We start from the raw sequence: 26,206 nt of genomic DNA, 5'->3' as shown, positions 1-26,206 counted from the left end.
CCGTAAGGGGCTGTCGGTTGCCAAATTGAGAGCAAAAGGTGATTGATCATGATAAAAAGTCGAAATAAGTGGATGCCGTATCTCTTTTTACTGCCTGGCGTGCTTTTGTTTCTTGCCATCGGCGTGTATTCGGTCGGATTCTCGATCATGCTCAGCTTTTATAACTGGTCGGGGATCGATTTTTCCACCGCAAGGTTTGAAGGTCTGGCGAATTTTCGTCAGTTCCTGCTCGGTGATGATCCGATTGTAACCCGGAATTTCTATAATGCCGTTCTGCACAATCTGATTATTGCCGTTTCACAGGTTGTGGTCGTCGTTCCAATCGCACTTGTGCTGGCATTTGTGCTGCAAAATACGAAGGCAGCAACGTGGTACCGGACAATTTATTTTCTGCCGATGATTGCATCTGGCGTAGCTATCTTTTATGTATGGAAAGGCTTGTTTGAACCTAGTGGAGCATTCAACTCACTCTTCTTATGGATGGGCTTGGATTTCCTTGCTGTACCTGGGGGAATGCTGGGGAGTTCGTCTACTTCTTTACTCGGTATTATTTTGACATCAATCTGGGGCGGTCTGCCTGGGACGCTGATTCTATACTACGCGGGTCTGACTTCCATTGATCCGACACTGTATGAAGCAGCAAGTGTGGATGGTGCCAAGAAAACAACCATGATATTGAAAATTACCTGGCCGTTACTGAAGCCCATCACGCTTATTGCCGTCATTCAGATGGTGAACGGAGCCTTTCAGGCCTTTGAGAATGTGTTCATCATGACGGGCGGCGGACCGGCTGGCAGTTCGGAGGTTATTGGTACACTCGTGTACCGTACAGCTTTTCTTAACAATGATTATGGTCTGGCCAGCGCAATCGGATGGGTATCCTTTCTGATTACAGGTGCCATTGCCATATTCAGTATTCGCTCATTCAAGGCAGACATCTAAAAGGAGGAGCACATGGTCAAATATATTAAGCATATCATTCTAATCTTGTACGGATTGACCTGCCTGTATCCTTTTGTCTGGATGATCGGCACTTCGCTGAAGACATCACAGGATGCACTAGCCAATCCACAGAGTCCGTTTCCAAAAGCTGCACCGATGTGGTCCACATTTGGTGACGTATGGAACAAATTGAATTTCTATCAGTTTTTCATCAACAGCGTGATCGTAAGTGCAGTCGTGATTATAGGCGTTATTCTCATCTATACCATGATGGCCTATTCGTTTGCCAAATTTGTCTATCGGGGCAAAAAATTCATCTACTACACGTTTATTGCCTTGCTGCTCGTTCCAGGTGTAACCACATTGATACCGCTATATATCAACATGACCAATCTGGGGCTGCAAAACACGTATATTGGCATGATCCTGCCCATGATTAATGGTGCTGCACCCTTCGCCATTTTCCTATTCACCAGTTACTTCCGCACAATCTCACATGAGTTATACGAGAGCGCCGTACTGGATGGATGCAACAATTTCAAAATCTACTACAGAATCTATCTGCCATTAGCGCTGCCAGCTATCGGAACCATTGCGATTCTGAACTTTATCGGAAGCTGGAACAATATTTTGTGGCCGATGATCATCGTGGATAGCCGGGATATGTTTACGTTACCGATGGGACTCATGTATCTGGATTCATCTTCTTTCAAGAAATGGAATGAACTCATGGCAGGGGCTTTGATTACGGTCATTCCAATCCTGCTTGCCTTCCCGTTCATGCAGAAGATGTATGTCAAGGGCATGACGGTAGGTTCAGTGAAAATGTAAATACACAACAACTAAATCATACAAGATTGGAATGAAATGAATGACTACAAAAACCGCGCATATTGTCGCACATTCTCACTGGGACAGGGAGTGGTATCTATCCTTCGAGAAGCACCGAATGCTGCTCGTTCAGCTCATGGAGAATTTAATCGAGACGTTTGAAAATGACCCGGAATTTACGAATTTCCATCTGGATGGGCAGTTTATTGTACTTGAGGACTACCTGGAAATCATGCCGCATAGGTCGAATCAGGTCCGCAAGTTAATTGAAGAGGGCAAGCTGATCGTTGGTCCATGGTACATCCTTCAAGATGAATTCCTCGTCAGCAGTGAAGCCAATGCACGCAATCTGTTAATTGGGATTCAAGCCTCAGAACAAATGGGAGGATATGCAAAAATCGGATATTTCCCGGATTCCTTCGGCAATATGGGGCAGGCACCACAGCTCATTAGCCAGGCAGGCATTGAGGTAGCTGTATATGGACGTGGAGTGAGGCCTGTTGGGTTCAATAACGAAATTCAGTCAGGCAATGAACATACCTCCAAATACTCGGAGATGTATTGGGAATCACCCGATGGTACTCGTGTACTGGCGATCCTGTTCGCCAACTGGTACAACAACGGCATGGAAATTCCGGTGGAACCAGAGAAGGCGAAAGTTTACTGGGCCGAAAAGCTGGCTGCAGCAGAAGAGTTTGCTTCAAGCTCGGAACTCCTGTTCATGAACGGATGTGATCATCAGCCGCTTCAGAAGGATCTGACACAAGCGTTAAAGACGGCCACCGAGATTATGCCAGACGTGACGTTTCGTCATTCCAGCTTTCCTGAGTACATTCAGGCTTTGCAAAAAGTGAAACCACAATCATTGGACGTCATTCGCGGTGAACTTCGAAGCCAATGGACCGACGGCTGGATCACACTTGTAAATACTGCTTCAGCAAGGGTATATATCAAACAGCAAAATGTAAAAAGTCAGACGTTACTGGAGAAAGTGGCTGAGCCATTGGCAGTCATGGCCTCTCTGTCCACAGGCATTTATCCACGGCATGAGCTGTTATATGCCTGGAAGACATTGTTGAAGAATCATCCTCATGACAGCATCTGCGGGTGCAGTGTTGACGAGGTCCATAGGGAAATGATGACCCGATTTGCCAAATCGCAAGAAGTGGCGGAAGCCATATCGGTTCAGAGTGCTCGTACAATAGCCGAATCTGTGGATACATCTGGCTTTGACGCAGATTGTGCGTTGCCTTTTGTAGTGTTTAACACTTCGGGACATTGTCGATCCAATGTGATTGTAACTAGGATGGATGTTGAGCGACGGTACTTTGACCACCAGCCTCCGCATGAAAAGTATCAGGAGTTTAAGCGCGAATATGAAGCCTTTGACTCGAACGATTGGGTTGTATTGAACGCGGAAGGCAAGCAAGTGGAAGCCGTAATCACACCCGTTGGACCGACATTTGGATATGATTTGCCAGATGATCGATTCCGTCAACCTTACTGGGCATATCAAGTGGATGTAGAGCTTCATGTCCAGAACATCCCTGGTATTGGATATCATAGTTTTGCTCTTGTGCCTAAGCGTGTTTCTGGAGAGAATGCGCTTAGCGAACTGACTGCCACTGAACTTGTTACAGAAGAGCAAGTGATGGAGAACGATTATGTGCGGATCGAGATTGCGGGGGATGGATCGTTTAGCATGTTGGATAAAGTGAACGGTCGTAATTATACAGGGCTTGGCATTTATGAGGATACGGGGGATATCGGAAATGAGTATATGTACAGACAACCGGATCAGGAAGCTCCGTTGACTACGCAGGGACTGCCTGCCCAGATTAAGCTGGTACATCATACACCACTGAAAGCCGTTTATGAGATCGTGCATAACTGGAAGCTTCCGGTAGGCGCAGATGAACTGCTGGATGAAGAGATCCGCTCCATGGTTCCATTTCGTTACCGGAAATCCCTGCGGCTTGATGAAACTAGAGAGGTGAGCATTCGTACAGAGCTAAGCCTTGAAAAAACGGGACGTTCGGTTGGCATTAAAAGCTATATCGATAACACGGTTCAGGATCATCGAATTCGCATGTTGTTCCAAACGGGACTCGAAGCAAGTCATGTTACCGTTGACTCTATTTACGAACTGGCAAAGCGCCCGATACAGCCGGAAGCGGAATGGAGAAATCCCAGCAATGCGCAGCATCAAAATGCATTTGTCAGTATCAGCAATGGTCGTGAAGGGCTGACGATTGCGAATAAAGGTCTTAATGAGTACGAGGTATTAGCTAGTCAGAATACTATTGCTGTGACACTGCTGCGTGGGGTACGTGAGCTTGGGGATTGGGGAGTATTTGCAACGCCAGAGGCCCAATGTCTCGGACAGCACATTCTGGAAATGGAGCTCATCTCACATGATTTGGATGTTATTGAGTCCGATGCCTATGTGCAGGCGTACCAGTTCCCGGTTCCCTGGACTGTTCAACAGACAGGGGTACATGGTGGAACGTTACCCGCTACCCACGAGTTTTTGCAATGGGAGGGTGATCATCTCGCTTTTAGTGCGCTTAAAAGGGGCGAGGCAAATGATGACATGCTGTTCAGGGTGTTCAATGTATCATCGGAGACGACTTCACTAAAGGTAACGCCTTCGTTTGAGGCTAAGGAAGTGTACGAAAGTACAATTGTTGAAGATCAAGGTGAAGCCATGAAGGTAGCGGATGAGGGAAGGTATGCTTTGAATGTGGGACCGGCAAAAATTCAGACGATCGGTATTCAACCCACAACACGTTTAATATAAACAATTCAGTCTTGGAGTTCTCTCCACTGCTGCGGATTGAAAACGGATGCATCATGTTCCACATACGACAACCCTGTTTTCGTGCAGCTTGATTACATGATCAAGTGAATGGGAGGTACGATTGTGAACAAACGATTAAGGTTAGGTGCCAGGTGTACCATTTCAGTGCTGTTGACGATTGTCATGTTATGTTCAGGGCTATACATCACACCAGCAACCACACACGCGGCAGCAGAGAGAGAAGATATTACTGAACAGGGAGACGTCCATCTAAATGATGTGTCACCTGACTCAGTAAGTATTACGTTGGGGGAAACTCCTGTGCAGCAGGGCATAACGGCTCGTCCCGGCGATGGACCTTCAGCAGGGCTTCAAGTGGGGATATCTGACGGCAAGGCGTATTGGAAAACCAATCAGACGGTGAATCCAACAAATCCAGCCGATAACATCCTGTATTTTTACTTTAATGTTGCGGATGAATATTTGTTTGAAAATACCGATCAGGACGTGTTCGTCACTGTTGAATATTACGATATCCAAAGTGGAGCGATGTCTCTGCAATACGATTCGAAGCAATCCAATTTCAAGGATGCACCTTTGTTCCGGTATGAAAATACGGGAACCTGGAAGACACATACCTTCAAGCTCAGCGATGTCAATTTCGGTAACCGCACTCATGAGGCGGATTTCCGGATCGGGGTTAGCGGCGCAGGGGCACCAGCCAACAATCCGGAACTTCATCTGGCGAAAGTAACCGTCCATAAGCAGCCTCAGCAGCAGTCGGGTACTCAGACCAAGGTCTATGATACGGAATTCCCTACATCAGATATCGTCATTGCAGATCGGAGCGTAACCGATTATGGAGCAATAGGGGACGGTGTCTCGGACGATACTCAAGCATTCAAAGAAGCGCTGGCAATAGCCGGAAATCAAGGTGGCGGAGTTGTGTTCGTACCATCTGGAACCTATAAATTAACCGGAGAGCTGGTTATTCCAACAGGCGTTACGCTTCGCGGAGATTGGGGGAATCCCGACGAGCATGGCGGGTTAGTCAAAGGTACAATCCTTGCTGTATATGGCGGCAAAGGTCAAGCTAACGGGAACAGCTTCATAAAGATGGAGCCTTCCAGTGGGGTAACACATGTGTCGATCTGGTATCCCGAACAGAATATGAATAACCCGGTGGCCTATCCATGGACGATGGAACAACTTCCAGGTGACAGTGCCACGGTGAAAAATGTAACACTCGTCAATGCATACCAAGGGATTAAGATTGGCCCGGAATGGAACGAACTTCATTACGTGAAGGATGTATACGGCACCACACTGAAAACCGGTATCTTTCTGGATTTCACAACAGACATTGGGAGACTGGAAGGGCTTCACCTGTCCCCGGATGTATGGGCGAACTCTGGTTTGCCAGGAGCACCTGAACGGTCTCAATTGCGTGAATATATGATACAGCAATCCGAAGGTATTGTAATGGGGCGCTCGGATTGGGAGTATATGTCGAATATTCATATCTCGGGTTATAAGACAGGGATACGAATCACGACAAGAACAGGAAGCCTTGAAACAGCCAATGCGCAGCTGTACAAAATTCAGATCGACGACTGCAACGTAGCGCTGAAGATTGAAGGCGTCAATGATTATGGATTGCTGGTAACAGACAGTCAATTCGAAGCAAGTGCTGGTCCGAATCCTGTTGCCATTTATGCAACGGAAGGCTTTCACTCCATTGCCCAGTTTAACAGCGTAACAGTGGGCGGGGAGCCCAAACATGCGGTTGTGAATGAAGGGCGTGGAACGTTGTCCTTTGAGAGCAGTTCTTTTGAGAATTGGAGTGAAGGAAGCGGAGATTACGCCATAGTTGCCAAAAGTGGTTCGCTTATACTGGGTAGTTCTACCTTCGCCAAGCCGGATCGGCACCTGCTTCTTCAGGGAGATGTGGCAACAATTAATGCCATACATTCCGGATACGAAGGCAACCTTGCAGTGAACGATGAAAGTACCTCGGCGGAACTGAACATCCATCAGGAAGAAAATTTGGTGTTGGAAACCATCCCTAATGTTCCTTCAGTGGATATTGCAGTGCAGCCCAAGCCGGGTACTCGCGAATTGTTTAACGTAGTGAGCCAGCCCTATTTGGCTGATAACACAGGGAATACGGATTCATCCCAAGCTATTCAACAGGCATTGAATGATGCCGAAGCAGCAGGTGGAGGAACGGTCTATATGCCGGCTGGCATATACCGCGTTGAACAGGCTTTGGTGGTCCCGACTGCCGTAGAACTGCGGGGCAATTATGATGTACCTCATCATACGATCGGGAACGGAACCGTTATCTTTACGAACTATGGAGAAAATGCTCCGGATGCCGATGCCTTCATTCAGCTAGAGGAAGCAGCAGGATTACGCGGATTATCCGTCTATTACGATCAACAAACATGGTCTGATGCCAATCCGGTGAAGCCTTATGCCTGGACTGTGCAAGGTCAAGGGAAAAACGTATACCTGATCGATACAACCTTGGTTAATCCTTATCAGGCTGTCGACTTTGGCAACCATGATACAAGTGGTCATTATATCGATTATGTAGCGGGATCACCGCTCAAGGAAGGCATATATCTTGGTGGCGGGTCAGACGGAGGATACATGCGGAATGTGCAGTTCAATCCGCATTATTATGGTCGGAACAATTATCCGAATCATCCATCGAATGATGAAGAATTTAATCAAATTTGGAATTATCAAAAAGAGAATCTGGACGCCTTCCGTATTGGGGATGTTACCAATCAGGTTATTTTTAATACATTTGTATACGGATCAAAGTACGGTATTCATTTTGAAGAACAGAATGGAAGAGGGCCCGAAGGTGTCGTTATTGGTCATGGTACGGATGGCAGTAAAAAGGGAGCCGTATTACAACATGCGGGAACAGCTGGTCTTTCGTTTATCAATACAGAGCTTGTTTCCATGAGTACAACAGACAAGGTATACGTGGAGGTTGGGCCAGACTTTGGTTCCAAAGCGGTGTTCTTCAATACGTCCATGTGGGGAGACACAACAAGATCCTTTGATATTCACGGAGGAGATATCCGCATACAGCAGGGGAACTTCACAAACGTTGGTGAAATCGGTATTAACGCAATCGGTGGTGATATTACCCTCTACAATTCCTATTTTCAACAGCCACGTACGAATCATGTGGTTGCTGGTCCAAACATAGAGAAGATGGTAATATCCAACAACCTGTTTAATGGCGGTTTTCAGATGGAGAATGAAGCCCCTCCTGGAAAAGTGACGGGTACCAATCTGTTTCCTTTGGCACTCAAACTGAACCAGCTTGGGTATGATCCATCCAGACCAGGTGATCCCGGAAGCACGCTGACTTTGACTAATGTTGCAGGTGAGGCTTTACTTCAAGGGCAGATCGAACTGATTGAACCGAGTGTGTATAAGGCGATGTTTAAGCCAGTACGATTCGAGGGGCTGGGCATTGGGAAAAGCATGGATGTGGCGCTTCCCTATATATCAAGTGACTTGCTCAAATTCAGAGTAACGCTTGAAAACGGATTCCGTTATGAGACTTCAGTCAAACTGTCACAATCCTTTGCGGCACAAAAAGATGCTGTTGGAACGCTGCCATTCATTGAGGTTTCCAGTCCCGATCATTACAACAGTGTCGGTGGAAGCTGGGGAGGTCCGAATGACCTCAGCATTCAAGCTAAAGCAAGTTGGGATGCGGAAAATTTGGTTCTCAAGGTGGACGTCAAGGACGATATTCACCATCAATCCAATACCAATGGCGATATATGGCAAGGAGACAGTTTACAGCTTGGTATTGACCTTGGCAAAAAGGATGGTGCGGCCAGCAAACAGGTGAATGAGCTTGGTTTTGCACTGAATCAGGAAGGTGTCGTCACGAAATGGAGATGGCGAGCTCCGGAAGGCGTTGCTACAGGATTATTGGAATCCGCTTCAGCAAACATCACCCGGGACGAGACGACCCATATTACTCATTATCAAATTACGCTGCCTTTTGCAGCACTTCATCAGGAAGGATATTCATTCCAACCTGACAAACCTATCGGTTTTGCATTGCTTGTCAATGAAAACGATGGCGAAGGACGATCAGGCTTTATGGAGTTTAATGGAGGGATCGGTACAAGTAAAGATGCACGATTATTCGGAAACTTGTATCTGCTTACGGGAGATTACGTGACATTGTTGGAGCAATCGGCCGAGGCGAGTGTCCATGCTGCGGAGCAAAAGAAAGATGTTACCTCTATAGATACAGCAGCCAACTTCGTCACTCTGCTACCTGGCGGCACGTTGAAGTCCTCATTACTCGTGAGACTCGCTGCTCTTACATCAGGTTCCAATCCGAATCCCGGGGGCCCCAATCCACAGCCAGGCTCGGGTTCTGGTTCGCAGCCAAGTGCTGGAGGGGGCTCTACGACTGGAGGGAAAAATGAACCAACACCCGCCGCTTCTGGTGCTGCAATGCAGCTTCAGCCCAAGCTGGATAAAGCTGCTGCATTGGCAACAGCCGAGCTCACCAACAAGATGATGGAGGATGCATTCAACCGCATCACCCCTGATCAGGACGGGAAAAAGAAGCTGATTGTAGACATCGAATCCGTGGATGGTGCTGCAGGGTATGCTCTGACACTTCCATCCAGCTTTTTTCAGGAAACACCATCTACCCATTGGCTGGAGATGCGAACAGCATGGGGAGTGCTGCTGGTTCCGAGCCATTTGCTGGCCAATACCCAAGGAACGATTGGAGAGCGTATTACCTTGGTATTAAGTAAGGCTGAACGAAGCTCTTGGAGTGACAAGCTGAAATCAGACTTAGGAGAGCGGCCTGCAATTTCATTATCTGTGATATCGGATGGCAAATCCGTTGCATGGCAAAATACCATTACGCCAATCACAGTAAATTTACCCTATCAACCTAATGTAACTGAACTGCTGGACCCGGAAAAACTCGCAGTACGACGTATCGCAGATGACGGGCAAATGATCCCCATTCCAAATGGGAAGTTCAACAAAAAATCGGAACAAATGATTTTCAAAACACGGCAAAACGGAGTTTACGCAATTACTCAGGATAATCGAACATTTCAGGATATACAGCAGCTATCATGGGCCCGCCATGCCATCGAAGTTCTAGTGTCCAAAGGGGTTATTCGTGGAATGTCAGAGGCAGAATATCAGCCTCAAACCATGATCCGCCGAGCAGATTTCGTAACTCTGCTTACCAATGCCTTAGAATTACAATCTGATCAGGGAACCAAGGTGGAACGCTTCGCGGATGTACCTGAGCATGTTTATTACGAACAGTCCGTAAATATCGCAAGAACGCTGGGCATCATTCAAGGGGCAGGCGCGGATCGATTCTCGCCATCGTCTCCAATTACCCGGGAAGAAGCAGCGGTTATGATCTACCGAGCTATGCAAGTTATCGGTATGCAGCCTCTTCCTGAAGGTGAATCCGGTCTGAATGACTATAAAGATGCTCATTTGATTAAGGCATATGCCCGCGATGCCATTGATTCATTAACCAGATCAACCATTATGGAAGGAAGCAATGGCAGCTTCCATCCGCAAGATACAATGACTCGTGCTGAGACCGCAGTGCTGCTGTATCGTTTATACAACCGTTTGCCTTAAATCTTCCAGTAGGATCGAAATGGAGCAGATGAGGAGAGTGAACACTTGGCTAAAATTACACGGATAGAATGCATACGTACAAGACATGACGGAAGCTGGACCATTGTGAAGATTTCGACGGATCAGGATGGTCTTTACGGATTGGGTTCTGCTTCCGATCTTTATAATCCCGAAGCGGTGATACAGGTCATCGAGCAACTGCTGGCACCATTACTCGTAGGAAGGGATGCATCCCAGATTGAAGATTTGTGGCATCTCATGCATATGAGCGGATATTGGAGAAATGGGGCAATACTTCATACGGCCATTGGTGGAATTGACATGGCCCTGTGGGATATCAAGGGCAAGGAAGCGAATCTGCCGGTATATCAATTGTTAGGAGGGGCCTGCCGTTCGGCAGTTCCCTGTTACGGCCATGCCGGAGGTGCTGATATCAGCGAGTTGAAAGAAGACGTTTCTCGTTTTATGGAAGAAGGATACACGGTCATTCGAGTGCAAATGGGAGGCTACGGTGGCGGGGGATTTGTCAGCGGCGAGGACGCAAATTTGCCGCGCGAGCCCTGGAGCAGCGGTCCTGTATTCGATGAACATGCGTATCTGCATGCCATCCCTGACATGTTCGAGAAGTTGCGTCTGGAATTTGGTAATGGGATTCAGTTTACTCATGATGTGCATGAGCATCTATCTCCCATTCATGCCATTCAGCTGTCGAAGCGGCTGGAGCCTTATCATCTTTTCTTTCTGGAAGATGCACTTGCGCCGGAACAGATCGGATGGTATCGACAGCTTCGTCAACAGAGCGCTACACCGCAGGCCGTGGGAGAATTATTTGTTAACCCTCAGGAGTGGACCGGTCTGATTCAAGAGAAGTTGATCGATTTTATCAGAGTTCGGGTATCGAAAGCAGGCGGAATCAGCGCTTGTCGCAAGATCGCTGCGCTTGGCGAAGCCTACGGAGTACGAACAGCCTGGCAGGAGGGTGGGGAGAATGATCCTGTTAACCAGGCAGCTGCTGTCCATCTGGATATGGCCCTGTGGAACTTTGGTATCCAGGAAATCAATCATTTTAAAGCTCATGAGTTGCAAGCATTCCCGGGACATATCGTCAGAGAGGGCGGATATCTGTATCCTTCCAACAAACCGGGACTGGGCATTGAACTGGATGAAGTGAAGGCTAAATCATTACGAAGTGACGCGTGGGATTCCAACAAATATCATCGGCCGTATCCTCTGGACCGCAAAGCGGATGGGACATTGGTGCGACCCTAACGAAGTGACAAGAACAGACAGGAGAGATATAGGAATGAAGACGATTGCAGTTACAGGCGGAGGCGGAAAGCTGGGTTCACAGGTCATTGAGAAGCTGCAATTACAAGGTCATGATGTCGTATCGCTGGATAAACACCTGTCTGACCGGGTGCGTTGCAGACAGATTATTGTCGATCTGAACGATTATGGTCAAGTCGTGGGAGCACTTGCCGGAGTGGATGCGATTATCCATCTGGCAGCGATTCCTGCGCCGCTTCACTACCCACACACCTACATTTTCGCTAATAATACACTTTCCGGATACCATGTGCTGGAAGCAGCCTCTTTGCTCGGTATAAAAAAGGTAGTTATGGGCTCCAGTGAATCATCCTACGGATTTGCCTGGGCCAACAAACCCTTCGCTCCCGATTATTTCCCGGTGGATGAACAGCATCCGCAACAGCCGCAGGAATGTTACGGCCTGTCCAAGATCGTTAATGAGGTCACTGCCGAGATGTTTCATCGGAGAAGCGGGATGCAGGTGATTTCCCTCCGGTTTTCAATGATTGTTGGACCAGGAGAGTACAGACATCTGGCTATTGCGAAGGCGGAAACGTTCAAGCACATATTGTGGAGCTACATTGATATCAGGGATGCCGTGGATGCTTGTTTGGCTGCTCTGCACGCTGATTATGATGGGGCTGTTCACGTTAATGTTACTGCTAATGATACGTTAAGTGATCGCCAAACGACAGAATTGCTCGCCACCTTCTATCCCGATGTCAAAGATCTACGGACACCTTTCTCTAATCGAGAAGCCATTGTTAGTAATGGAATGGTGAAAGACGTTCTATCCTGGGGTGGTCCGATGCATTCGTGGGCGGATGAAGAACAGGAGCAGCTTACGCGCAACTAATATGAATAGGGGGATAATATGCTAAATTTCATGCAAAAAAACAAGAAGGTTTTGGCTTTTGCAAGTGCGGCATTATTGATTCTTACGTTGTGTTTGTCTATTTCTCCTTCCATCGTATCAGCAGCTTCCGCGTTTAATCAAACACAGGCTTCCAGTTATAACAGTCAATCCGGAGTCCAACTGGAAAGTTCCAGCGAAGGAGGGCAAAATGTCGCATTTATCGACAACGGCGATTACATTGTATTCAACAATGTGGATTTTGGCAGCGGTGCCAATTCAATCGACGTGAGAGTGGCCAGTAATAACAGTGGCGGTACGATTGAGGTCCGTCTGGATAGCCTAAACGGGATACTTGCGGGTACTGTTGCAGTTCCAGGCACGGGTGGATGGCAATCCTGGCAAACCAAGTCGGGGTCGATCAGTGGTGCCACTGGTGTACACACGGTCTATCTTAAATTCACTGGCGGAACCGGAAATTTGTTCAACCTACTCTGGTTCAAGTTCAGTGCTTCCGCCTCAGGCAGCGGAGGCGATGTCGTAGGCAAACTGTATGCCGGGTATCAAGGCTGGTTCAACGCAGCCGGAGACGGTTCACCGAACGGGGGCTGGGTGCACTGGTCCAAAAATAGCAGTGCGCCATCAGCAAATGGCAACGTGAATTTCGAGTTGTATCCAGACCTTCGCGAATATTCCAAGCTGTATCAGACAAGTCTGGCGAACCTTGGTAATGGTTCTCCTGCCAAATTGTTTTCCTCATACGATCAGGAGACGGTCAACAAACATTTTGAGTGGATGCAAACCTACAATATCGACGGTGCAGCATTGCAACGGTTCGGCGCAGATGAGAGTGACACACCTAACAACTGGAAAAGCAACCGGGACAGCGTAGCCGTCAAGGTTAAAAATGCCGCGGAATCCTATAATCGCAAGTTCTATGTCATGTATGACATTACCGGCATGAATGCGAGCAATTGGGTACAGGCAGTTAAGCATGACTGGACGACCAATGTTGTGAACAACATGCACCTCCCATCATCTTCGGCCTATGCAAAGCAGAACGGCAAGATGGTTGTTTGTATCTGGGGTATTGGCTTCACGGATCGGCCAGGTACTGCAGCAGAGGCGGCCGATTTGATCGGTTGGTTCAAAAACCAGGGGATCTATGTCATCGGCGGCGTGCCTACGTATTGGAGAACGGGTAACAATGACTCCCGATCCGACTTCATGAACGTCTACAAATCGTTGGATATGATCTCGCCTTGGTCCGTTGGCCGCTTCGGTAATATTCAGGAAGCCGACAATTTCAAAACAAATTTACTTCAACCTGACCTGGCCTTCACCCAGCAGAATGGAATTGATTATCAGCCCGTTATCTGGCCGGGTTTCGCATGGTCCAACATGACCGGTGGTGCAAAAAACCAAATCCCGCGTTTGCATGGTGACTTCATGTGGAGGCAGGCCTACAACCTCAAGAGTATTGGTATCAATACCGGATATATTGCGATGTTTGACGAATACGATGAAGGTACTGCCGTTGCTAAGGCGGCAGAGAACAGCTCCATGATTCCAACCAATCCATATTTTCTAACGCTGGATGCCGACGGTATTGCCGTATCTTCAGACTTTTATCTCCGACTTGCAGGGGATATCAATCGCATGTTCAAAAACCAGATTCCAGTGACGGCAAACCATCCAACAAGTCATCAATAGAGCTCAAATGGCATGATTTTAACAAGTTCGTATATGTTCAGGAGGATATAAAATGACTACTAATGATATTGACTTTGAAACCACACGCCAAAAGACTACATCCATGAATCCGGCAATCACATCGATATATACAGCAGATCCTTCGGCCCATGTATGGAATGATGGTAAAATTTATATTTACGCATCTCATGACATGGACCCAGCCAGAGGATGCGATCTCATGGACAGATATCATGTTTTCTCCTCGGAGGATATGGTTCACTGGTTGGATGAAGGGGAAATACTCCGTTCAGACGACGTTTCCTGGGGCAGACCGGAGGGCGGCTTCATGTGGGCGCCTGACTGTGCATATAAGAATGGGACCTATTATTTCTATTATCCGCATCCAAGTGATTCGAACTGGAATTGCATTGATTGATCCGTGTGTACTCGTAGACGATGACAATAGCGCCTATATCTACTATGGTGGGGGAAGTGTCTGTCTGGGAGGCAAGCTCAATGAAGATATGATGTCTCTGGAGAACGGCATGACAGAAATGCAAAGACTTGAGGATTTTCACGAAGCGGCCTGGGTGTTCAAAAGAAACAATCTTTATTATCTTACCTATGCGGACAATCTGGAAGACAACAACCGTATGAGATACGCAACAAGCGAGAATCCGCTTGGCCCATGGACGTACCGAGGGATTTTTCTGGAGCCGACAGGCTGTTCCACAACCCATGGCTCTGTAGTGGAATTCAAAGGGCAATGGTATCTTTTTTATCACAATCAAGCGATCTCTGGAGAAGGTACGCTGCGCAGCGTATGTATCGACTATCTGGAGTTCGATGAAGATGGTTCCATCAGACCTGTGGTTCAGACAAGGGAAGGTGTGTCCTCCGTCGGTCCAGCCCCGGTTCCTGTCCAGCCCCGGAGGGTTTATGCGGGTGCAGCTAGTCAGGTTTTTGGAGGAGCTGAAATCAGGACATTGCAATCCGGGCAAACCGTTGTCGGGAATCTTCAATCCTCAGAAGCGTACGCCTTGTTCAAAAATATAGATGGAGGCGAAGGCGGCAGAGCATCGATTGAGCTTCATTATGCGACAGGCGAACGACTAGCCAAATTGCATCTGACGGTCAATGACCAGGACTATTCCTTGCTGAATGCGCTATCCACTGGCGGTTTGCAGGAGTTCGGCGGAATCACCAATATCACCGTTCCTTTGGAGCCAGGCAATGTTAACACAATTAAAATTTCAGGTGGACATGGCGAGATCAATCTTTTAAGTCTCACCGTTACGCCGTTGTTGGATTAATACGTAAGAAACGGGATAGACGTTTAAACCTCAGGAGAGTTTTCCTGAGGTTTTTTCTGGTTTATATGAACGAGTGAGTTCTAATAAAAGATAAGCACTTTATTCCAACAAAATGCCAAATAAATGACAACGAAATGTTATTTCTATTTGTAACGGCTTACTTTATGCTAGATTTCAACACCCGATGAAGAGACAGGATTAAGTCTGTACATACGGTTATGAGGGTTAGCCGTTGTGCCGAAGAAAACAAGTTCTTCGGATGTAAGACAGAAGCGTACGTAGAGAAACCTTGATGTATTTGTAAGCGGCAACAAAAAACAGACTAGGAGGAAATCATGTGAGGAAGAGTCGTCGATTCATGTTCACGCTGTTGGTCATTTTATTAATGGTTTCGTCAGTGCCACTCCCTGCCACAGCCTATCAAAATCCGCAAACGTTACCGGATGAATGGGGACAATATGGACTCGGGGACCCCTATGTATTGAAATTTAATGGATATTATTACCTGTATGTAAGCACAAGAGATACGGACGACGGTGTCAAAGTCTGGAGCTCCAAAGACCTGGTGAATTGGTCGTACCGTGGATTAGCTGCAACAGATCCCATTACGCACGGAGCTTATGCTCCTGAAGTCGTTTACTGGAATGGCATGTTCTACATGTATACATCACCTGCCGGAAAAGGTCATTACGTGCTGAGCAGCACAAGTCCTACCGGACCCTTCAATGTAGTAACGGGCAACCTTGGAAAGTCGATTGACGGTAATGTGTTCGTTGACGATGATGGTTCGTTCAGCTTCTATCATGCCGCACAGGGACGTATAGACGCAGCACCAATGAGCAGTCCGACTGAGATCGGAGCGAGTGCGTCAACAGGAGTGGGGATGGGAGGCTGGACGGAGGGTTCAACCGTCTTCAAACGAAATGGAAAATACTATATGACTTATACAGGTAACCATGTATTTAGCAAAGGATATCGGGTCGATGTGGCTGTTAGCACCACAGGTCCGAGGTCCGGATATGTTACTGATAGCACAAACCCGGTATTAATTCGTACGGAGGGCCCAACCGTGGGGTTGGGACACAACACTGTAGTAACAGGACCTAATCTGGACACTCACTATATGATGTATCACAATTTGGAAGGTAACGGAATTATTGGACCGCTGCGGCATCTGAACATGGACCGAATTGTATGGAATAACGACAAGATGATTGTGCAAGGTCCGACATCAACGGATCAACCCAATCCAGAAATGCCTGTGTTCTATGACTACTTCGATCGTTCTGCAATCGGAAGCAAGTGGTCCAACGTGAACGGTGGTAATTGGGGCATCTACAATCAGGAACTCATGTGGCAAAATTCAATGGGCAGCTCAACTTGGTATAAACAAGTGACCGCTTCGAGCAGTGCGTCGGATTATACAGCTGAATTTAACATGAAGGAAATGAACCGGGGAACGTCCACCAATCCGAGATACGGCGCTACATTCTCCTATACGAATGAGAACAATTACGGTGTTGCGCTGATCAGTTCGAAAAACAAAAGACTTGAGACATTTTTCCGAATTAACGGTGTAGATCAGGCTTGGCAAACATTCGATCTGCCTGCCGACTTCAATTATTCGAAATGGCATAACATACGGATAGAAAAATCGGGATCAACGTTTAAATACTACGTAGATGGTATGTTCAAAGCAATGCGTACCGCCAATATAGGAGCAGGCAAAATTGGTGTTCTGACAGAGGATACGCATGCGGACTTCGGCTATACTGCTTTTAACAACGATGTAAACGGAAGCAGTGCATGGAATGCCTCCAAGCCAATTCCAGGTACAATCGAGGCCGTTCATTATATGAAAGGAGGCGAAGGTGTCGCTTATCACGATACAACGGCTGGGAACCTGGGCGGGGCTTATCGGACTGATGCCGGGGATATTCGCCTGAATAACGAAGGACTGTTCAACTTGGGCTGGAATCAGACCGGAGAATGGTACAAATACAAAGTAAACGTGGAGTCAAGTGGGTATTACAATATTGATTTTCGCATGGCTACTTCTTTGGACGGGGCTCAGATTCGAGTGTGGGATGGTTCGACTGACTTAACGGGTATCGTCAATGTACCTAATACGGGCGGATGGGATAATTGGAAAAGTATTTCCAAGAAAAAGGTCTATTTAAACGCTGGACAACGGGAATTAAAGGTTGAATTCGTAACAGGCGAAGCTGATTTCTCAAGAATGACGTTTCATAAGAATGCTGATGTGACAAGTGTAAGTGATAATTTTAACGACGGCGACGACAATGGATGGACACGGTTTGAAGGAACCTGGGCTGTAGAGAATGGTGAATACAGTGCAGGGAGCACCGGACCTGCCAAATCGACATTTGGGGATACAGGATGGGCGGATTATACGGTCGAGGCGGATATCAAGATGATTGACTCGGGGGGAGATGGGGGTTTACTTGTCAGAGTGTCCAATCCATCCCATGGCACAGAGCTAGGCCAGAACAATTATGATGCTCTACAAGGATATTATGCTTATCTGACCACTAGCGGAGTCAGTCTGGGCAAGATGAATTATAATTGGGCACTCCTCAAGAGCAACGCGCAGTCATATTCCACCAATACCTGGTATCATATGAAAGTTGCCGTTAATGGTACAAACATCAAAGTTTATGTGGATGATATGGTCAACCCGAAGATCGATTATACAGACAACAGCCTGAATCCGTTCACGCATGGCAAAATCGGTGTTAGAACGGCAAACAAGCATACACATTTCGATAACGTATCGGTTACTCCCTGAACCGGAAGCCAAGCGTTGAGGATGAAAATGATTGTAACGAGAACTGGAATGCATATTAAGCCGCCAATTGGCGGCTTTCTTGCTTTTACTATACAAGTTATTGCAACCCGGGAGTGCCTTCCTCTGATCTCCTTCACCACCGTCATTTCCCATTAGCCAATCCAACCCATTTCATTGATAATTGAATGATGGATTCGACAGGAGAGGGTGGTTGGTAATGAAAAGTAGTGATCTGCTGATTGGATCGCATGTATCCTTTGGAGGAAAAGAGATGCTTCTCCAGGCTAGTAAAGAAGCCGCTTCTTATGGTGCATCTACTTTTCTGATGTACACCGGCGCACCGCAGAATTCGAAACGAAAACCTATTTCGCAATATAATATAGAAGCAGGTCATTTGCACATGAAGCAGCACGGCATTTCCAATATTGTCGTGCATGCTCCATTCCTGATTAATCTCGCCAACAGTTACAAGCGAGAGGTGTTTGATTTTAGCGTACAATTCTTGCGGGATGAGATCGAACGAACGGCATCGCTTGGATCAAATCAGCTTGTTCTTCACCCCGGAGCCCACGTAAACGCTGGATTGAACATCGGTATTCGACAAATCATTCGGGGGTTAAACGAAGTATTACAAGACGATAATCACCCGGAGGTACAGATTTCGTTAGAGACGATGGCGGGAAAGGGAACAGAGTGCGGAACAAGCTTTGAAGAACTGGCAAAGATTATCGATGGCGTGCAACGGAATGAACGGATTTCCATATGTCTGGATACTTGTCATGTTCATGATGCCGGATACGATATTGTTCATCATTTTGATGGGGTACTTGAGCAGTTTGACGAGGTAATTGGCCTTGATCGCTTGAAAGTACTGCACATCAATGATTCCAAGAATGTGCGGGGATCGAGGAAAGATCGCCATGAGAACATCGGACACGGACATATCGGACTCCAGGCTTTGGATTATATCGTACATCATCCCCAGCTCGTGTCACTTCCGAAACTGCTTGAGACGCCGTCGATTGGCAAAATAAAATATAAAAGTGCACCTTATCGACATGAAATTGCCTTGTTAAGAAGAGAGTGCTCCGAACCCGTGCAGAAGGAAGAGGATTCTTTAGAAAACAGTAAATAGAGAGTATTCTAAACATTCGCTCACTCATTCCATGTTTATTCTCACGGGACATATGTTAAAATGGATGTAGAACGTTATTTTATACTAAAAAGGAGGCCGCCATGCAGCCAATAGAGCCTCAAGACATCCAACACCGGATCAATCAACTTCTCGATCAGGACCTATATTTACACCTCGAACTCACGTCAGGTGCTTACGCCAGTCACTTCGATAGCACAAGGCATCCGGGGTCGGCATTCATTTCCAATGCGGTCATACGATATACGCAAGGATCTATCTCGGGCACAGGCCCATACCGAGTTGGTTTAAAAACCACTCACGGCTGGATATACGCTGAAGGACTTACACACATTGACGAGCTGGAACAAGAACGACTCATCCTGGCTGGTCACGATAGTCAAGGAAAGCTGGTTGTAGCTTTACAACTTAGTCGGGAATTGTTCTGATGAAAGCGGAGGATCAAATAAGCATGAATAACAAACAGATTGAACATCAGCGCATTTTAGTTGTGTTTCCCCATCCCGATGATGAAGCATTCACTGCTTCGGGAACGTTGGCGAAGTACATAGAAGGCGGTGCTCAAGTCACTTATGCTTGCCTGACTCTAGGGGAGATGGGACGTAATATGGGCATTCCTCCATTTGCCAACCGGGTCACCTTGCCAATAATCCGTAAGGATGAACTCATAGAGTCCTCTAATGCGATTGGTATTCAAGACTTAAGGATGCTCGGTTTTCATGATAAAATGATCGAGTTTGAAGACCCTGAGCTGCTGGATGGCCACATTTTGGCGCTCATCAAGGAGCTTAAACCGTCACTGGTCATTACGTTCTATCCCGGGTATAGCGTACATCCCGATCATGATGCAACCGGAGCTGCGGTTACGCGAACGATTGGCCGATTACCCGCTGAAGAGAGACCTATCGTCTACTGCTGTGCATTCTCGAACAATCACGAAGAGAGCATCGGGAAAGCGGATGTGATTGAAGACGTGAGCGGATTCCTTGCCAAGAAAATGGCGTCGATTCGAGCTCACCGTTCACAATTCCAAGCGCCGGAACTTGTCGGCAAGGGGAAATTGGACGATGAACAAATCCGAAATCGGTTTGGAAGAGAAGCATTTTGGACCTATAAGTTCGATTAATTTTACAATCTGTACAATCTAATTCACGTAAAAAGTCGCCATTATGGCGACTTTTTTTCGTTTTAAACATGTGATGTTGTTTGAGTGTTAATTGGAGTGAGGGAGATAATCTGATGAGTTCCTGCAAAGAGTGATACAATTGAAAGAACTTCGTTCTACAAACCAATGAGTCGGTTTCAACTCCCATGACAGAGAATGAGGAAACCCATGAAACGACACAGCCGCAAACAGAAAATTATGATTTGATATCAGGGGGGGAGACCAAAAATGCGAAGCAAACGAATTATTCGAATTACTGCGATACTCATTTTACTTTTGCTCATATCATGCATCGCATTTGTTTATGTGAATGACAGACCTGGCGGACTAGCCGATCGGCGCATGTCCAAAGCAATGGGAATGAGTGAAACGATGCATATTCCTATAGGGAAAACTGCTGAAGAAGCGATTCAGAAGTTTAGAAATAATGATAATTCATTACACATCATTCATCAAGAACCGGTAGACGGGGGCATAATTTTGTTTAAACAAAAATCCGGCCAAGAGAATAACAGCAATCTTCAGATGGAGTATGCTCGGAAAATAATATTCGGATGGAAGTGGGCTTGGGGGGGCGGATATTCTATTGGTGAATCATCTCAATTCACGTCTGCAATGGATTATATGAGCATACCTGAATTGAGTCATATATCGACACCTTTCCCTATGCTGTTTGGACATATATTAGACCCGGCGATTCAGCGTGTAACTGTCGAGTTCGAGGGGGATGAGAAACCAGTAGTTACTGAAGCCAAGCTGGTTGAGGTGGGGCCGGAAAGCATAATCTGGTTTGTATCACTACCCTCGTCCGCAACAATTCCGTATGAAATAAAGGGATTCAACGATAAAGGAGAGCTCGTCACCCATAAAAAAATGGATGACCCGAATGGCATGGGTTCCATGGTTGTTGGAGAGCTTTAATGAGTATTCGTACGGAATCTGCGAGTAGGGCGGGGATCGTCAAGTTTGGAAAACAATAAAAAGGGAACAACCCACTGTATAGAGGTTGTTCCCTTTCCCGTTACAAGAAAATTCCGATTTACAAAAAAATAAGCAAAAGAATTCCGACGACAAAGCAATAGTATGAAAAGTAAATCAAGTTCCCTCTTGCCATAATTCCCATGAACCATCTCATTGAAAAGTAGGTTACGATAAGGGTCGTAATGAACGCTAGAATGTAAGGGATAGCCAACTGCACTCGGTGCGGATCGGTTACGATGTCAGAGGCACCTAAAATTACCCCGCCGATGCTAATCGGAATGTAGAGCATAAAGGAAAATTTCAACGCCGTTTCTTGTTTCATCCCTACAGCAATAGATGCAATGACTGTTGCACCGGAGCGGCTTATTCCCGGAATAAGAGCCACTGCTTGAGCCAGACCCACCAGTATGGCGTCTTTCACAGACAAATCTCCATCTCTTTTTCGCCCACGAAGGTTTCGAATGAGCCATAGCGCAACCCCTGTAATCAGTAAACTAATCGCAACCGTATAGACAGAAGTGAAGATTTCCTCAATTTTATCCTTGAACAGCACAGCCCCGATCGCAGCAGGCAGGGTACCAATAATTATGTATACACAAAACATAAAATCTGCTCTGTACTCCGCATTGCGAGAAACTAGGAATCGCCAGCCTCCTACAATAAGCTTTTTGATATCTTCCCGAAAGATAAACATAATGGCAATCAGTGAGGCGGTGTTCGTCAAAATTTCAAAGGATAATCCGTTCTGCTCCATGCCAAGCAATCGTTGAACGATAATCAAATGACCGCTTGAAGAAACCGGAATAGGCTCTGTAGCCCCTTGTACGATACCTAATAACACATATTTCAACCATAAAATAAAGTCTTCCATTATATCCTCCTACTTATTATTTTCGATTGGCTTTGACATATTTCAGTTGGGCCACAATGATGACACTAATAATCACCAAAAGGAACCATGAACTGATCTTGCTAAAACTGACCAGCTGCCAGGAATCATGCTGGTCGGGGTATTTCCAGCCGTTAAAAAATGTAGCTAAATTTTCAGCGGTCCAGATGAAAAAACCGACGATGATAAAAGCGAGTGTTAACGGCATTCGATAGGTAGTTAATCGTACCCGATAGATAATCCATGTTTTTCGAAAAACAATAAATACGAGAGCGGTCAACCACCAACGGAAATCGGGAATAAAATGATGTGTGAAAAAGTTGATATAGATGGCTCCTCCTAACAGAACCGAAGATGCAAATCCCGGCCAGCCTGTCATGTCCATACGCAATCTGCGCCATATTTGACACATAAAGCTTGCTACACTTGCATACATAAATCCGCTATAAAGAGGGACACCAAAGAGCTTGGTATAACCAGGCTCAGGGTATGACCAGGAACCCATCCACACCTTATACATCTCCAGTACCAATCCAATCACGTGAAATATACATATGACTTTGATTTCATCACGTGTTTCCAATCCGCTCCGGTACATAAGGTATTGGACTGCTAATAAAACAAGCAGAATGGCATCATAGCGATAAAGAAAGGGTATCTGAATTACGCTAGAAAGGGCAAACGTTCCAAAGATCGCCACAGGAAAAATGCAACTCATCGCCTGATGATAACCAAAATGCAGGAGCTGTACTAAAGGTTTCAAGTTATGCTTATCTCCTTCCCAAGCCTTGTTCATAATAATATAGATATGGTCCGATTGTAAAAAGAGAAAAAAAGATCTATATATTTTCCTATTTTCAATTCGAGCTTAATCAAATACAAATAAGGCCCCTCGTCACTGGAGGGACCTGGTTTTTGCGCTAATTCAATTATGCATTTTCAGACAACTTGTAGGCAGATTTAATCGTATGTTCGATGAGCGTCGCAATCGTTACTGGACCAACGCCGCCCGGTACAGGTGTAATTGCTGAAGAAGGAACGAAGCAAGCTTCGTAGTCCACATCTCCGACATTGCCTTTGTTATAACCTGCATCAATAACGACAGCGCCTGGTTTAATCCAGTCTCCTTTAACAAAGAGGGGTTTGCCCACGGCTGCGATAATGATATCGCCAAGCTTCACGATTTCCTCCAGATTCACGGTTTTGGAGTGGCAGGTCGTCACCGTTGCATTCCGGTTGAGCAGCATGGCTGAGACAGGTTTGCCCAGAATTGGACTTCTTCCGATAACAACCGCATGTTTGCCCTCGATCTGAATATTGTAGAAATCCAGAATACGCATAATAGCCTGTGGTGTACAGGAAGGGAATTCGGCTTCTCCAAAAGCATTAAGTGCGAAACCAAGGGTCGTTACACCGTCAACGTCTTTCTCGATGCTGATGGCATCAAAAGCTGCTCTTTCATCGATGTGATTCGGGACAGGGTGCTGAAGCAAAATACCGTGTACAGAAGGGTCTTCATTGAGCTTGTTAATTTCTTGAATCAATTCATCTGTGGTGGTATCCGCAGAAAGAACGACCTTAATGGAATGCACGCCTAAGCGCGCACAAGCATTTCCTTTCATACGCACATAGGTTGCTGAGGAAGGATCATCTCCGACGAGAATGGTAGCGAGACAAGGCTGAATGCCTTTTTCCTTCAGAATAGCAACCTTCGAGGCCATGTCTTCCTTCATAAAATCCGATACCGTTTGTCCATTTAAGATCAGTGCGTCAGTACTCATTTTCACATCGCCCTTTCAACATAAAAAAGAGGCAAGGAAATAAATATTCCTTACCTCTGCCCAGGCGTACGGCTTATTACAAAACCATATGCTCCCTCACGGTTCACCGTGTTCGCCAGTTACATATGATCGTTTAAATTGTTTAGATTGATAGTACTTGAAAAAGAAGAATTGTTCAATAGTTAATGGATTTCACTTTGATTTGTATGGGGGATTAGTTTCCCGGGTAGCCACAATCTTCGTCATATAGTTGATAACGATTATCAGTTGTGATATATTGTTAACCAGTAAACTATTTTATATTGAATTCCTGTATTAGTTTAATCATTTAAAGTTTTTTTATTGTTTATTAGTAAATAAGGAGCGATAACTGAATGGATTCAAACGATCGAACTAAACAGTTAGTGTATGACCAATTTATTCGATTTTTACATGTATATGAGAATCACAAAGATACGGAAATTGAACATTTTCTAAGTATCGCCCAGCGGGAAAGCATCGACAAAATCCCTCAGCACCTGACTGCGGTTCATATGATAGATTGCATTGGCAAGCATGAGCCTATTAACAACACAGGTATTGCCGACGCGATGAATTTGTCCAAAGCAAGCATTACCAAGATCGGCAACAAACTGCTGGAGGAAGGCTTCGTCAAACGTACGAAAATGAATGACAACAAGAAGGAGAGCTATTTCCGGTTGTCGCCGCAAGGAAAAAAGATCTTTGAACTACATGAACGTTTACATGTGCTTGAGGCTGAACGGTTCTATCGTGCTTTGGACAAATATTCGGAACCGGAGCTGAAAATCATACATCAATTTCTTCAAGACAGCAGCATGCATATGGAATCCAGATAAACTGAAGGAGAGTGAAACACTTGAGTCTGGCAGCATTGATCAGGGAACGAAGAAGTATTCGTAAATGCAATTCTGCACCGGTGGAGCAGGAGTTGGTTGTTGAATTGCTGCACAAGGCCACACGACTTCAACCATCTGTTGAAGCTGGGTCATGGCGTGTTGTTTATGCCGGTACTCCCGAAGCACGCAAACGGTTGGTGGACTGCATGCTGGAAGAGATGTCGCAGAGCAAGCTCGGCAAGTTGATTCCGGGAAAACTGCTGGATGTGTTTAAAAAGAGGTTTACAGATATTCCTGCTCACGTCATTGTTATGTCGACTGTAGGACCGGATCGTCTGACCAATGACCGCAATTATGCGGCTGCATGCGGGATGATGCAGAGCTTCCAACTGTTGGGCTGGGAACAAGGGTTAGGAATGCTGTGGGATACAGAGTCCATGATTCAGAATGAAGGCTTTTTCAGAGGAATTGGACTGCGTGAGGATGAAAGATTTGTTGGCATTCTTCATATGGGATATTACGACAAAGCGCCAAGAAGCCGAAAAAGAACACCAGCTGAGCAGAAGTGGACTGTATTGCAGGGTCAGACTACATAGAAGGGGAGGATTAAAAATGGAATTGACCGATCTGCTAGGAAGCATACACAGTCCAGAAGACTTTTTGGATCGACCGGTGTCCCAGGAGCTAATTCTCGAATTGCTCAATCACGCCGTCTGGGCGCCAAATGATGGACTCCGTGAGCCGTGGCGATTTATTTTTGCCGATAACCGTAATGGGAAACTCATGCAGGGATTGCAGGAGTACGCTCCAGCCTATCTTCTTGTCCTGGTGAAGGAAGAGGCGGATCATCATAAGCGGGAAGAGGACTTTGCAGCCGTCTGCTGTCTGATCCAAAATTTCCGTTTGCTTGCCCATGAACAGGGCCTGGGTGTGCGCAGTACGTTGCATGACTGGATGTACGACCGGAGTCGTGCTGAAACGTTCGGCGTGCTGGGCAATGAGCGGATTGCTGCGGTTCTGGAATTGGGATATGGCACTGAACAGCCCGAAGGGAAAGCTGAGATAACTGAACCTCAGCTTCAGTTCGAACTGTTGTAGCGTGCAAGATGTAGGGAAGAGAAATCAAATGAATGAGGAACGACAATGCCTT

At 46.3% G+C, this 26,206-nt stretch carries 18 protein-coding genes, 1 pseudogene and 1 riboswitch; of the genes and pseudogenes, 16 read left to right on the top strand and 3 right to left on the bottom strand.

What is annotated here, in order from left to right:
* Positions 1-48 precede the first annotated feature (48 nt).
* The 13 genes and pseudogenes from HW560_RS23470 to HW560_RS23410 all read left to right on the top strand — a co-directional run bounded on the left by HW560_RS23470 (position 49) and on the right by HW560_RS23410 (position 21,469).
* Positions 49-942, top strand: a complete 894-nt coding sequence (locus HW560_RS23470) for a carbohydrate ABC transporter permease (RefSeq protein WP_024631712.1) — start codon at positions 49-51, stop codon at positions 940-942.
* A gap of 12 nt (positions 943-954) precedes the next feature.
* Positions 955-1,773, top strand: a complete 819-nt coding sequence (locus HW560_RS23465) for a carbohydrate ABC transporter permease (protein ID WP_179264894.1) — start codon at positions 955-957, stop codon at positions 1,771-1,773.
* 40 nt (positions 1,774-1,813) lie between these two features.
* The gene (locus HW560_RS23460) at positions 1,814-4,573 is read left to right on the top strand and encodes an alpha-mannosidase (protein WP_179264893.1); all 2,760 of its coding nucleotides are present in this window, start codon (positions 1,814-1,816) and stop codon (positions 4,571-4,573) included.
* Between the two features lie 123 nt (positions 4,574-4,696).
* Positions 4,697-10,252 (top strand): S-layer homology domain-containing protein, encoded by a 5,556-nt coding sequence (locus tag HW560_RS23455; RefSeq protein WP_257031417.1) that lies wholly within the window; start codon positions 4,697-4,699, stop codon positions 10,250-10,252.
* Positions 10,253-10,297: 45 nt separating this feature from the next.
* Positions 10,298-11,521 (top strand): enolase C-terminal domain-like protein, encoded by a 1,224-nt coding sequence (locus tag HW560_RS23450; RefSeq protein WP_179264891.1) that lies wholly within the window; start codon positions 10,298-10,300, stop codon positions 11,519-11,521.
* A 34-nt stretch (positions 11,522-11,555) separates the two neighbouring features.
* Positions 11,556-12,416 carry an NAD-dependent epimerase/dehydratase family protein gene (locus HW560_RS23445; protein WP_179264890.1) on the top strand — a complete coding sequence of 287 codons (861 nt, stop codon included), beginning with the start codon at positions 11,556-11,558 and terminating at the stop codon, positions 12,414-12,416.
* Positions 12,417-12,434: 18 nt separating this feature from the next.
* Positions 12,435-14,126 (top strand): carbohydrate-binding protein, encoded by a 1,692-nt coding sequence (locus HW560_RS23440; protein WP_179264889.1) that lies wholly within the window; start codon positions 12,435-12,437, stop codon positions 14,124-14,126.
* A gap of 52 nt (positions 14,127-14,178) precedes the next feature.
* Positions 14,179-15,421, top strand: a pseudogene (locus HW560_RS23435) (family 43 glycosylhydrolase).
* Positions 15,422-15,758: 337 nt separating this feature from the next.
* Positions 15,759-18,230 (top strand): family 43 glycosylhydrolase, encoded by a 2,472-nt coding sequence (locus tag HW560_RS23430; RefSeq protein ID WP_257031416.1) that lies wholly within the window; start codon positions 15,759-15,761, stop codon positions 18,228-18,230.
* Between the two features lie 217 nt (positions 18,231-18,447).
* Positions 18,448-19,365, top strand: coding sequence for a deoxyribonuclease IV (locus HW560_RS23425; protein WP_177185702.1), 918 nt, complete (start codon positions 18,448-18,450; stop codon positions 19,363-19,365).
* Between the two features lie 101 nt (positions 19,366-19,466).
* Complete coding sequence (locus HW560_RS23420) at positions 19,467-19,811, top strand: YojF family protein (protein WP_024631702.1); 345 nt, start codon at positions 19,467-19,469, stop codon at positions 19,809-19,811.
* 23 nt (positions 19,812-19,834) lie between these two features.
* A complete protein-coding gene (gene bshB2, locus HW560_RS23415; RefSeq protein WP_090902303.1) occupies positions 19,835-20,509 on the top strand; it encodes a bacillithiol biosynthesis deacetylase BshB2 in 675 nt (224 codons plus the stop codon).
* 267 nt (positions 20,510-20,776) lie between these two features.
* Positions 20,777-21,469 (top strand): hypothetical protein, encoded by a 693-nt coding sequence (locus tag HW560_RS23410; RefSeq protein ID WP_179264888.1) that lies wholly within the window; start codon positions 20,777-20,779, stop codon positions 21,467-21,469.
* Between the two features lie 118 nt (positions 21,470-21,587).
* On the opposite strand, the gene HW560_RS23405 is transcribed toward HW560_RS23410, so the two are convergent.
* The 3 genes from HW560_RS23405 to HW560_RS23395 form a co-directional block, all read right to left on the bottom strand.
* Entirely contained in the window at positions 21,588-22,400 is an 813-nt protein-coding gene (locus HW560_RS23405; RefSeq protein ID WP_179264887.1) for an undecaprenyl-diphosphate phosphatase, read from the bottom strand.
* A gap of 16 nt (positions 22,401-22,416) precedes the next feature.
* Positions 22,417-23,214, bottom strand: a complete 798-nt coding sequence (locus tag HW560_RS23400; protein ID WP_373564956.1) for a DUF817 domain-containing protein — start codon at positions 23,212-23,214, stop codon at positions 22,417-22,419.
* Positions 23,215-23,347: 133 nt separating this feature from the next.
* A complete protein-coding gene (locus HW560_RS23395) occupies positions 23,348-24,199 on the bottom strand; it encodes a bifunctional 5,10-methylenetetrahydrofolate dehydrogenase/5,10-methenyltetrahydrofolate cyclohydrolase (RefSeq protein ID WP_179264885.1) in 852 nt (283 codons plus the stop codon).
* Positions 24,200-24,250: 51 nt separating this feature from the next.
* Positions 24,251-24,332, bottom strand: a riboswitch (ZMP/ZTP riboswitch).
* A gap of 241 nt (positions 24,333-24,573) precedes the next feature.
* On the opposite strand from HW560_RS23395, the gene HW560_RS23390 reads away from it, so the two are divergent.
* From HW560_RS23390 to HW560_RS23380, 3 genes are read left to right on the top strand one after another with little or no spacing between them, the layout of a single operon-like run.
* Complete coding sequence (locus tag HW560_RS23390; RefSeq protein ID WP_090897809.1) at positions 24,574-25,056, top strand: MarR family transcriptional regulator; 483 nt, start codon at positions 24,574-24,576, stop codon at positions 25,054-25,056.
* Between the two features lie 20 nt (positions 25,057-25,076).
* Entirely contained in the window at positions 25,077-25,652 is a 576-nt protein-coding gene (locus tag HW560_RS23385) for a nitroreductase family protein (protein WP_090897812.1), read from the top strand.
* A 16-nt stretch (positions 25,653-25,668) separates the two neighbouring features.
* Positions 25,669-26,154, top strand: coding sequence for a nitroreductase family protein (locus HW560_RS23380; RefSeq protein ID WP_179264884.1), 486 nt, complete (start codon positions 25,669-25,671; stop codon positions 26,152-26,154).
* Positions 26,155-26,206 lie beyond the last annotated feature (52 nt).

It is taken from the genome of Paenibacillus sp. E222, assembly GCF_013401555.1.
Lineage (GTDB): Bacteria > Bacillota > Bacilli > Paenibacillales > Paenibacillaceae > Paenibacillus.
Note: the sequence above shows the minus strand (reverse complement) of the source record. Positions and strands in the feature narration are given on the sequence as shown.

Coding starts and splice junctions, on each gene's coding strand:
- HW560_RS23460 (WP_179264893.1), top strand. CDS start 1,814: ATGACTACAAAAACCGCGCATATTGTCGCACATTCTCACTGGGACAGG.
- HW560_RS23445 (WP_179264890.1), top strand. CDS start 11,556: ATGAAGACGATTGCAGTTACAGGCGGAGGCGGAAAGCTGGGTTCACAG.
- HW560_RS23440 (WP_179264889.1), top strand. CDS start 12,435: ATGCTAAATTTCATGCAAAAAAACAAGAAGGTTTTGGCTTTTGCAAGT.
- HW560_RS23390 (WP_090897809.1), top strand. CDS start 24,574: ATGGATTCAAACGATCGAACTAAACAGTTAGTGTATGACCAATTTATT.
- HW560_RS23420 (WP_024631702.1), top strand. CDS start 19,467: ATGCAGCCAATAGAGCCTCAAGACATCCAACACCGGATCAATCAACTT.
- HW560_RS23425 (WP_177185702.1), top strand. CDS start 18,448: ATGAAAAGTAGTGATCTGCTGATTGGATCGCATGTATCCTTTGGAGGA.
- HW560_RS23465 (WP_179264894.1), top strand. CDS start 955: ATGGTCAAATATATTAAGCATATCATTCTAATCTTGTACGGATTGACC.
- HW560_RS23470 (WP_024631712.1), top strand. CDS start 49: ATGATAAAAAGTCGAAATAAGTGGATGCCGTATCTCTTTTTACTGCCT.
- HW560_RS23380 (WP_179264884.1), top strand. CDS start 25,669: ATGGAATTGACCGATCTGCTAGGAAGCATACACAGTCCAGAAGACTTT.
- HW560_RS23410 (WP_179264888.1), top strand. CDS start 20,777: ATGCGAAGCAAACGAATTATTCGAATTACTGCGATACTCATTTTACTT.
- HW560_RS23400 (WP_373564956.1), bottom strand. CDS start 23,214: ATGAACAAGGCTTGGGAAGGAGATAAGCATAACTTGAAACCTTTAGTA.
- HW560_RS23395 (WP_179264885.1), bottom strand. CDS start 24,199: ATGAGTACTGACGCACTGATCTTAAATGGACAAACGGTATCGGATTTT.
- bshB2 (WP_090902303.1), top strand. CDS start 19,835: ATGAATAACAAACAGATTGAACATCAGCGCATTTTAGTTGTGTTTCCC.
- HW560_RS23405 (WP_179264887.1), bottom strand. CDS start 22,400: ATGGAAGACTTTATTTTATGGTTGAAATATGTGTTATTAGGTATCGTA.